General features: G+C 63.4%; 8 protein-coding genes and 2 pseudogenes. 4 read left to right on the top strand and 6 right to left on the bottom strand.

Annotated features, from left to right (window positions below; genetic code table 11):
* Positions 1–278 precede the first annotated feature (278 nt).
* Together DIE06_RS39345 and ribA are read right to left on the bottom strand one after the other, a co-directional pair.
* A pseudogene (locus DIE06_RS39345) lies at positions 279–470 on the bottom strand (alpha/beta hydrolase); the annotation flags it as partial.
* 284 nt (positions 471–754) lie between these two features.
* On the bottom strand, positions 755–1405 hold the full coding sequence (ribA, locus tag DIE06_RS36995) for a GTP cyclohydrolase II (RefSeq protein ID WP_124665645.1): 651 nt from the start codon (positions 1403–1405) through the stop codon (positions 755–757).
* 177 nt (positions 1406–1582) lie between these two features.
* Here ribA and DIE06_RS36990 point away from each other — a divergent pair, with 177 nt between their 5' ends.
* On the top strand, positions 1583–2044 hold the full coding sequence (locus DIE06_RS36990; RefSeq protein ID WP_124665644.1) for a CBS domain-containing protein: 462 nt from the start codon (positions 1583–1585) through the stop codon (positions 2042–2044).
* Between the two features lie 153 nt (positions 2045–2197).
* Here DIE06_RS36990 and DIE06_RS36985 read toward each other — a convergent pair whose 3' ends face one another.
* A complete protein-coding gene (locus DIE06_RS36985; protein WP_124665643.1) occupies positions 2198–2527 on the bottom strand; it encodes a DUF4148 domain-containing protein in 330 nt (109 codons plus the stop codon).
* A 513-nt stretch (positions 2528–3040) separates the two neighbouring features.
* Between DIE06_RS36985 and DIE06_RS36980 the strand changes: the two genes are divergently transcribed.
* Positions 3041–3439 carry a GreA/GreB family elongation factor gene (locus tag DIE06_RS36980; RefSeq protein WP_124665642.1) on the top strand — a complete coding sequence of 133 codons (399 nt, stop codon included), beginning with the start codon at positions 3041–3043 and terminating at the stop codon, positions 3437–3439.
* 180 nt (positions 3440–3619) lie between these two features.
* Here DIE06_RS36980 and DIE06_RS36975 read toward each other — a convergent pair whose 3' ends face one another.
* Complete coding sequence (locus tag DIE06_RS36975) at positions 3620–4726, bottom strand: porin (protein ID WP_124610331.1); 1107 nt, start codon at positions 4724–4726, stop codon at positions 3620–3622.
* A gap of 610 nt (positions 4727–5336) precedes the next feature.
* On the opposite strand from DIE06_RS36975, the gene DIE06_RS36965 reads away from it, so the two are divergent.
* Together DIE06_RS36965 and DIE06_RS36955 are read left to right on the top strand one after the other, a co-directional pair.
* Complete coding sequence (locus tag DIE06_RS36965; protein WP_124665640.1) at positions 5337–5711, top strand: YXWGXW repeat-containing protein; 375 nt, start codon at positions 5337–5339, stop codon at positions 5709–5711.
* Positions 5712–6417: 706 nt separating this feature from the next.
* A complete protein-coding gene (locus DIE06_RS36955) occupies positions 6418–7173 on the top strand; it encodes a glucose 1-dehydrogenase (RefSeq protein WP_124665639.1) in 756 nt (251 codons plus the stop codon).
* Between the two features lie 31 nt (positions 7174–7204).
* On the opposite strand, the gene DIE06_RS36950 is transcribed toward DIE06_RS36955, so the two are convergent.
* Together DIE06_RS36950 and DIE06_RS39340 are read right to left on the bottom strand one after the other, a co-directional pair.
* On the bottom strand, positions 7205–8722 hold the full coding sequence (locus DIE06_RS36950) for a cytosine permease (RefSeq protein ID WP_124665638.1): 1518 nt from the start codon (positions 8720–8722) through the stop codon (positions 7205–7207).
* A 269-nt stretch (positions 8723–8991) separates the two neighbouring features.
* Positions 8992–9132: pseudogene (locus tag DIE06_RS39340) on the bottom strand (efflux transporter periplasmic adaptor subunit); the annotation flags it as partial.
* Positions 9133–9299: the final 167 nt, after the last annotated feature.

Here is a 9299-nt window from a genome sequence, read left to right as displayed (position 1 = left end):
CCAACCCGCGGATATCAGCATGATCCACCGTCGAGATTTACTGCTACGTCGCCCTCAGGAAATTCAGTCAACATGCGTCTCAACAAACCCAAAACCGATCCCTATTGACAGGCGGAGTCATATCAACTTTGGAATGCCGTCTGTCGACGGCGCTCCTTTCCTCCCCGCCGTAAACGGCGGGGTTTCTCGGCGCAACTGATGAACATTGTTTCGCGTCGTACTTGACGCGATGTTGCCGAGCGCGATTGCTAGCCGACCGTAGAGGTTACCGTCTGAAATCAGCTTATGGCGATCGACTCCAAGCGATGCGACAACTGCGTGAGGCACTCGCGCCGCTCCCTATCATAGGCATGTCTGTTGTAGACGCCGATGATTCCCGGCTGTACATGGCCGAACACTCCCTCGGCAATTTCATTTGGACACCCTAGCATTGCGAGCAGCGTCCGTGTCGTGCATCGAAGACTTGCAGCTCATCGAAGCCTGGAGGCGGAGTCCGGGAAACCCTTCAAAGGTCATGTGCTCGCCGCTCGGCAGCCTGCCCGCGACGCGTGCATCAAAGCGCATTCTTCCCTCGGCGTAGGTTTCCTGCAAAACGTCACAGAAACCTACGCCGACCCAGCAAGTTTAGCCAAGCGGAGACAGGCGTTGATGCAACGACGGACGCAAGGAGAAGTCTTCAATCATCGTTAATATTCAATGACTTAAATACCTCCCGGATCAACTCGGACCACCTCGGACAAACCCGAGATTTCGACTATTCGTTCTCTTCGAAGTAATGCCCGAACTTCACCTGCTTGGTCCGGATGTAACGCTCGTTTTCCTCGCGCACGGGCACCGCGAGCGCCACGCGTTCGCACACGGGAATGCCGTGCTTCACGAGCGTGTCGAACTTCTTCGGGTTGTTGCTCATCAGGCGTACCGACGTCACGCCGAGGATGCGCAGGATCGCGGCGGCCGAGTCGTATTCGCGGGCGTCGTCGGGCAGGCCGAGGTCGAGATTGGCCTCGACAGTGTCGCGCCCTTGCTCCTGCAGCGCGTACGCGCGGATCTTGTTGCTCAGGCCGATGCCGCGCCCTTCGTGGCCGCGCAGATACAGCAGCACGCCGCGGTCTTCCGCTGCGATGTAGCGCAGCGCGAGATCGAGCTGCTCGCCGCAATCGCAGCGGAAGGAGCCGAACACGTCGCCGGTCAGGCATTCGGAATGCAGCCGCGTGAGCACGGACTGCTCGCCGGTGACGTCACCCATCACGAGCGCGAGATGTTCGGCATCGCTGCCCGCTACGCGGAAAGCGTACGACGTGAACGTACCGTAGCGCGTGGGCAGCGACGCGGTGGCGACGAGGGTCACGCACTCGTCGGCCTGGCCATTGCCCTGCGTGGGCGATTGGGGACGCGAAGACATCATGAATTCAATCGAAACGATCAGGAATGTAGGAGTTGTGTGGATAGTGCGTGACCGGAGTTTACCGCTAATCTGGAAACGTCACGCGACTGCCGCAGCAGGCCCGGCTATACTGGGCCCTTCGGGTGCCGCGCATCACGCCCTGCCTTCCCTGCATCGTCCTGCACACGGAGAAAGCAAATGAGCACGACTGTCGCGCAAATTCTCAAAGCCAAGCCGGATTCCGGCCGCACGATCTACACCGTCACGAAAGCCGATTTCGTCTACGACGCCATCAAGCTGATGGCGGAGAAGGGCGTCGGCGCATTGCTGGTCATGGACGGCAACGACATCGCCGGCATCGTCACCGAGCGCGACTATGCGCGCAAGGTCGTACTGCAGGACCGTTCTTCGAAGGCGACCCGCGTCGAGGAAATCATGACGGCCAAGGTACGCTACGTCGAACCGTCGCAATCCACCGACGAGTGCATGGCGCTGATGACCGAGCACCGGATGCGCCACCTGCCCGTCCTCCAGGACGGCAAGTTGATCGGCCTGATCTCGATCGGCGACCTCGTGAAGAGCGTGATTGCCGACCAGCAATTCACGATCAGCCAGCTCGAACACTATATCCACGGCACCCCGACAGTCACGTCCGCCTGACCCGTCCCAGCAAAAAAGGCCCAAACGCGCGAGCGTCTGGGCGGAAAAGCCGCCGGAATGCGGCGACGGAGGTTCTGCTCTGCCGACGCAGACGCGCGCAAGTGGCGCGCGTCCCGTCGGTCACATGCTGTGCTCGGGCAGACCCGGGGATATTCAGTTGCCGAAGTAGACGGTGTTCACGGGATTCGGGGCTTCACGCGTTGTGCGGCGGCCCGACTGGCCTGCGCCCGTCGCCACCGCACCATAGCCGCTCGTATCGGCTTGGGCGAGCATCGGCTGGTTCGGCTGGATCCGTTGTTCCGCGGCCTGGATGTTCTGCGGATATTGCGCATCGCTCGCGAGCGGCTTGTAGCCGTTCTGTTCAAGTTGCGCAAGTTCGGCCCGGACCTGGTCACGGGTCAAGCCCTGCTCGGACTGTGCGAACGACGCGATCGGGGCGGCAAGAACGGATGCAGCGATCGCTGCGTAGATGATCGACTTCATGATGGACCTCCGAAATATGTTCTCTTTTGACGTCGCTCCCGGCGAAATTGTCTGAAGCGATGGACCAAGTGTAGTGCGGGCAATACCAAGGGGAAACCCTTGGTTTGAACATACAGTGTTGCATTTTTGGGAAATATCGGCCGTTTCCGCCCCAAGAGATTGCTATCACTTAAATCATTTCCACAACAATTCCTGACGAACAACCAACAGCCGAATCACCGATTCGGAAGGTTGCGTTGTAGAATCGTAAGGTTATATCCGCCAGTCGATACCCCATTCACCATGCACGCGCCCACGCTCCTCTCGGTTTCGCCGTCCGGCCCAGCCGGCGTGCGCGCGCGCGCCGGCCATCCGGCGCACCCCTGCGTTCGACGCACGGCCCAGGCGCCGCTCGCCCCCGCCCGGCGCCTGATCTGACGGCACGGCCTCCTCCCGGAGCCAGGTCAGACAGGCTCCGGGCGATCCCCATAGGCACGCCCCACCTGCCCCATGCCGATCATTTGGAGAACTGCCATGAAACCACGCCTTTACCAGTTGACCGAACTCGACGTCGCTCGCCTCGAGAAGCACGCCGAACACAACCCGCGCTTCCAGACGATGCTCGACACGCTGCTCGAACGTGCGGACATCGTGCAGCCCGACGCCATCAAGGCAAACGTCGTCACGATGAACTCGCAGATCACGCTGCTCGACGAAGCAACCCAGGAGCAAGCCACCTGGACGATTGTTTATCCGGATGCCGCCAATCTCGAACTCGGACGCCTGAACGTGTTCTCGCCGGTCGGCATGGCGCTGCTGGGCACGCAACGCGGTCAGTTGGTGAAGGTGCTGCAGCCGAGCGGCACCGAAAAACTGATGAAGGTCGCGGCGATCGTGTTCCAGCCGGAAGCCAACGGCGAGTACACGCGCTGACGCCGCTGCCGGCCTCCGGCGCAACCACGCGGCAACAAACGAAAAAGCGAGGCGTGAGCCTCGCTTTTTTGCGTCCGGACGATCGCCCACCGCCTTCGTCGCCATATTCAAACGGGCGAAAAAAAGGCGCCCGAAGGCGCCTTTTTCGATACTGCGAGGCTGGTTACCCAGCCGTCACGCTTAGAAGCGGTGACGCAGACCAACCGTTGCTGCGGTTTGGTTGATCGACGAGCTCGGCAGCGTGTTGACGTCGCCGTTGTAGATCGATGCGCCAACGCCGTTCTTCGCAGCGCGCTGGTACACAGCTTGTGCGTAGACGTCGGTGCGCTTCGACAGCGAGTAGTCAGCTTGCAGGCCGAACTGGTTCCAGTGCGTGCTTTCGCCAGCAACCTTCGCGTTCGTGTACGTGTACGCTGCGCCCAGGCCCAGAGCCGGCGTCAGGTTGTACTTCGCGTTGACTTCGTAGTTGTCAGCGTGGAACGTAGCCGCGCCGTTAGCTTGGTTGTCGATACGCGATTGCGTCCATGCTGCGCCAACTTGCGCCGGGCCGAATGCGTACGCAGCAGCCGCGCCGTACGTGCGCAGGCGGCCTTGGCCGTTGAACAGAGCCGACGACGAGTCAACTGCACCCGTGCTGTTGTTGTTCGGGTTGTTCGCTTGCGAGTAAGCTGCACCCAGCTTCAGGCCTTGGTACTGGTACGACACGCCGCCGCTGTAAGCACGGTTGTTGCCGAAGTTCGTGCTGTTCGAGAACGAGTACGTGCCGCCGAATTGCAGGCCAGCGTAGTTCGCGCTTGCGAACTTGATCGTGTTGTTAGCCGAGTAGCCGCCGTTCGTGCTCAGGTTGTCGTTGTTGAACGGGTGAGCGAAGTACGTACCGCCCCACGAGCCCGTTGCGGTCAGCGGTGCCAGGTAGTCCTGGACGGAGTCGTACTGCTTACCCAGCGTAACCGTGCCGTACTGGCTCGACAGGCCGACGAAAGCCTGGCGGTTGAACATGCCGTTGTTGTTCGCGAACTTGCCGTTGCCGATGTTGAAGCCGCTCTCCAACGTGAAGATCGCCTTCAGGCCGCCACCGAGGTCTTCCGAACCACGCAGGCCGAAGCGGCTCTGGTCAATGCCCGAACCCATCGACCACAGCGACTTGCCTTGGCCGGCTGCGTTCTGGACGTTGCTTTGGTAGGTGATGCCTGCGTCCAGCACGCCGTACAGCGTGACGCTGCTTTGCGCGTGAGCGACGGTAGCGAACGATGCTGCAGCTGCTGCAACGATCAGAGTCTTGTTCATTCGTGGAGCTCCCTTCTAAAAAGAGGCAGGTCTCGCGACCTTGTTCATAAACGGTCTGCAACCGCCCGGGAGCGCCATCGGTCCTTCTGGCCGCGCCCGGATAGTTGCCCGTTTGGGAACCGTGAGTTTAGGGGTGTACCCTAGGGGCGCGATCTGCAAATAAAGAAATAAGCTTTTCCAGAACTAGAAATAATGAAAGTGGGGACGCCTTATAAGTATTTGTTTTAACGCCATTTTTTGACTTCTTGACGGATGCTTTTTGGAGGCATTCATCGCACCATTCTTTCGTGTCATCGGCTTGACGGTTGCATAGAAACAACAAGCGGAATCGATGGAACCACACGAAAACGGTAATTTTTACCCAAATCAGTCTCAAATATTGGGCCTGGCCGGCTAAAACGCAGCGACCGATCGGTAAACACACGACCACTCGGCTCTAGCCGACCCCATTCGCCGTTGGCGCTTGCGGGAACGGGAGACCGGCGGCGACGCCCCGGGTACCGGCGGGTCGTCGTGACACGCGGTAACAGCCTTAACGGCCCGCGTAACCCGGCCACCGGACCGGCGGGCTAATGTAAGGCAGCCCCGATTACATATTAGAGGACCCGCCATGAATCGACGCTCGTTGTTGCGCGCCATCGGACTGACCGCCGCCCTCGCCGCCACCGGCGGCGGGCTGGGCATCGCCTCGGCCCAGCCCGCTCCGCCCGGGTATCGGCCGCCCGGACCGCCTCCGGGGCCCGGCAGGCCGCCTTATCCCGATCGTCCGGGCTTCGCGCCGCCGGCACCGCGGCATGATCGTCGGCCGCCGCCGCCGCGGCCGCACGGCTATGTCTGGACCGACGGCTACTGGCGCTGGCGGCGCGGCCACTATATATGGGTGTCCGGACGCTGGGTCGGCCGTCGCCCCGGGCGTCGGTGGGTGCCGGGCTACTGGCGGCGCCAGGGGCAGGTGTGGGTCTACGTCGACGGCGCCTGGCGATAAGTCGTCCGCGCCGGCCGCCTGCCGGCGCGAAGCCATACACGGCGGGCGGCCCCGCTCCGTTCCGCAGCACCAGGACGGGCCAGCGTGTGAAGTGGGCGGCGCAAATCGCACGATGATGTTCGCCGGCCCAGCGGACCGGCAGCCGCACACCACGCACCGAGCGTCCGGGCGATCGAGGCGAAGCAGTGGTCGACATCTTCCGCGTGAAGGACGGCCAGATCGTCGAGCACTGGGACGTGATCCAGCCGGTGCCCGAACGAGCCGCGAACGCGAACACGATGTTCTGATCGGGCGGACCGCACGCCGATGCGCGGCCGACACCTCGCGACACGACGCGACCGCCCGGCAGCCGCCGCGCACTCGATCTGAATACACAGGGTGACTGGCGCAACGACACGCTGCTCCCGCTATCGAGCGCGTCACCGATTCGCGGGCCGAACACCGGATAACGCGCGGCACGCCTCTGCCTGCTCCTCCCCGCTTTCCGGTCTTCACCTCGCGCGCTTCGTCGCGGCGCCGTACGACACCCGGCGCAATCCAGGCCACGCAACTCGTCCGTTTGGATGGCACGAAGTGCCGGCTTTGTTGCCATCATGGCCGTCATTCATCGCGCGACGCCACGGAGACGCCATGAACGACAGCGACGCGTCGGCCCCTGCATGAGCGGGCCCGCGCGCGGCCCCCTACACTCACAGGAGCAAACACGATGACACGACTTGAAGGCAAGGTCGCGCTGATCACGGGCGGCGCCCGCGGCCAGGGTGAGGCGGAGGCCCGCCGGTTCGTCGCCGAGGGCGCACGCGTGGTGATCGCCGACGTGCTGGACGACGCGGGCCGACGCGTCGCGGCCGAACTTGGCGACGCCGCGCGCTACCAGCATCTCGACGTGACGAACGAAGACGACTGGCATACCGCCGTCCATGCGACGCTCGCGCATTTCGGTCGGCTGGACATCCTGGTGAACAACGCGGCGATCCTGAAGCTCGTGCCGATCGAATCGTGTTCGCTCGACGACTATCGCAAGGTGATCGACGTGAACCAGGTCGGCTGCTGGCTCGGCATGAAATCGGCACTGGCCGCGCTGAAGGAAGCGGGTGGCGGCTCGATCGTCAACGTATCGTCGACGGCCGGGATGGAAGGCGTGGCCGGCGGCAGCGCCTATGTGTCGAGCAAGTTCGCGGTGCGCGGGATGACGAAGGCCGCCGCACTCGAGTTCGGCCGCCACGGCATCCGCGTGAACTCGGTCCACCCGGGCGGCATCGACACCGTGATGGCACGCCCGCCGGAATACGCCGATTTCGATGCTTCGTCGATCTATGGCGGACTGCCGATCGCGCGCATCGGCAAGCCCGACGAAGTGGCGAGCCTCGTGCTGTTCCTCGCGTCCGACGAATCCGCGTATTGCACGGGTTCGGAATTCATCGTCGACGGCGGGATGCTCGCGGGCAGCACGTTCCACTGATCCGCACCGAAGCCGACATGCGATGCGGCGCTCAGTACCCCTTCGGCTGAATCGCCGGGGCGCCGACAGCGCGCGCCGCCTGCCCGCCGCCGCGCACGAGGAAGCGTCCGCGCGGGCCGTACACGCCCTCTGCTTCCGGATACATCGTGAGCATCACGAAGTACAGCAGCCCGCCGACCACCAGCGATACCGGCACGCTGAGATCGAGCCCGCTCGCGAGGTTGCCGAGCGGCCCGACGAACTGGCCCGGCAGGTTCACGAACGACAGCCCGACGAAGGCCGCCGGCAGCCACGCACCCATCGCGCGCAGGTTCCAGCCATGCGTGAACCAGTAGTGGCCGCCGCGCAGCCCGCGGTTGAACACCTGCAGGTCGTCCGCGAGATAGAAACCGCGGCGCGTCACGTAGCCGATCACCATGATCGCCATCCACGGGCAGCTGAACGTGTCGATCAGCGTCGAGAACGTCGCGACGCTTTCGACCAGGTTGAACCAGAAACGGCCGGCGAAGATGAACGCGATCGCGATCGTGCCGATCAGCAGCGTCGCGCGCACGCGGTTCAGGAAGCGCGGGAACATGCTCGACACGTCGAGGCCCGTGCCGTACAGCGCGGTCGTGCCGGTCGACATCCCGCCGATGATCGCGATCAGGCACATCGGCAGAAGGAACCAGCGCGGCGATACGACGAGCAGCCCGCCGACGTAGTCGTTCGACGCGATGAACGCGGGCGCCTTCGACGCGATGATCGTCGCGGTCGCGAGGCCGAAGAAAAACGGCACGAAGGTCGCGAACTGCGCGGCGAACACGGCGCCCATCACGCGCCGCTTCGGCGTCTGCTGCGGAATGTAGCGCGCCCAGTCGCCGAGCGTCGACGCGAACGACACCGGGTTGCTCAACGCGACCAGCACCGCGCCGACGAACGCGGCCCAGAAGCCTGCACTGCGCTGGTCCAGCGTGCCCGCGTAGTTCATGTCGAACATCCCCGCGAACGCGAACAGGCCCGCGACGAACAGCAGGCTCGCCGCCCACACGGCGATCTTGTTGACCCACAGCATGAAGCGAAAGCCGTAGATGCAGACGATCAGCACGAGCACCGCGAACACCAGGTACGCGGCGCCGAGCGTGAAACCGCTGACCGGCACGCCGACCATGTTATGCGCGCCGCCGACGAGCGCATCGCCCGAGCTCCACACCGCGAGCGAGAAGAATGCGATCGACGTGAGCAGCGCGAGGAACGACCCGACGATCCGGCCGTGAATGCCGAAATGCGCGCCGGACGACACGGGATCACTCGTGCCGTTGCGCGGGCCGAACAGGCTCATCGGCGCGAGGATGCAGGTGCCGGCGAGCACGCCGAGCACGATCGCGCACACGCCGGCCTTGAACGACAGCCCGACCAGCACGGGAAAACTGCCGAGCACCGATGTGGAAAACGTGTTGCAGCCGCCGAACAGCAACCGGAACAGATCGATCGGACGCGCATAGCGCGATGCATCGGGAATGCGCTCGAAACCGAACGATTCGACTTGCGTAATCCTGCCTTCAGCCATTTGTCTCCAGCTCCTCCGGTGCGTCGTTACGGCCCGCGGCTGCGGCCATACGACACATCGTCATGAATTCGCGGCCACTCTAAACCGGATCGGGCGGCGCAAATATCACGCATTCGAGACGTTTACGACGAAGGAGAACAATGTTTCGCGGCGGGGCATCGGCCGGTTGCCGGACCATGCGGGCGGCGCGGGCGATGCAAGGTGCGGCGACCGATGCGCCGGGCTGCGGCCGGCGCACGAGCCGTGCCCTGCTGCCCCGACTGTGCGAGCGGCGCGACGGTCGTCACGCCGACTTCGGGAAGAGGTTGAGCCGACGACTCGCCTGTACCGTCGCGACAGCCCGACAACGCCAGCAGCAGTGCGCAGGCCGCGCTCAAAGGCGACGTCCTGCGTAGGGATAGGGAGAGCATGATGCGTCGCGACGGCTTAAACTGCCGCGCAGCATCAAAGTCTGATATGACTCCGCCTGTCAATAGGGATCGGTTTTGGGTTTGTTGAGGCGCATGTTGACTGAATTTCCTGAGGGCGACGTAGCAGTAAATCTCGACGGTGGATCATGCTGATATCCGCGGGTTGG

It is taken from the genome of Burkholderia sp. Bp8998, assembly GCF_003854235.1.
Taxonomy (GTDB): Bacteria; Pseudomonadota; Gammaproteobacteria; order Burkholderiales; family Burkholderiaceae; genus Burkholderia.
Note: the sequence above shows the minus strand (reverse complement) of the source record. Positions and strands in the feature narration are given on the sequence as shown.

Bases quoted from the DNA above. Each gene is read 5' to 3' on its own strand.
- DIE06_RS36980 (WP_124665642.1), top strand. From the start codon at position 3,041: ATGAAACCACGCCTTTACCAGTTGACCGAACTCGACGTCGCTCGCCTC.
- ribA (WP_124665645.1), bottom strand. From the start codon at position 1,405: ATGATGTCTTCGCGTCCCCAATCGCCCACGCAGGGCAATGGCCAGGCC.
- DIE06_RS36975 (WP_124610331.1), bottom strand. From the start codon at position 4,726: ATGAACAAGACTCTGATCGTTGCAGCAGCTGCAGCATCGTTCGCTACC.
- DIE06_RS36985 (WP_124665643.1), bottom strand. From the start codon at position 2,527: ATGAAGTCGATCATCTACGCAGCGATCGCTGCATCCGTTCTTGCCGCC.
- DIE06_RS36950 (WP_124665638.1), bottom strand. From the start codon at position 8,722: ATGGCTGAAGGCAGGATTACGCAAGTCGAATCGTTCGGTTTCGAGCGC.
- DIE06_RS36965 (WP_124665640.1), top strand. From the start codon at position 5,337: ATGAATCGACGCTCGTTGTTGCGCGCCATCGGACTGACCGCCGCCCTC.
- DIE06_RS36990 (WP_124665644.1), top strand. From the start codon at position 1,583: ATGAGCACGACTGTCGCGCAAATTCTCAAAGCCAAGCCGGATTCCGGC.
- DIE06_RS36955 (WP_124665639.1), top strand. From the start codon at position 6,418: ATGACACGACTTGAAGGCAAGGTCGCGCTGATCACGGGCGGCGCCCGC.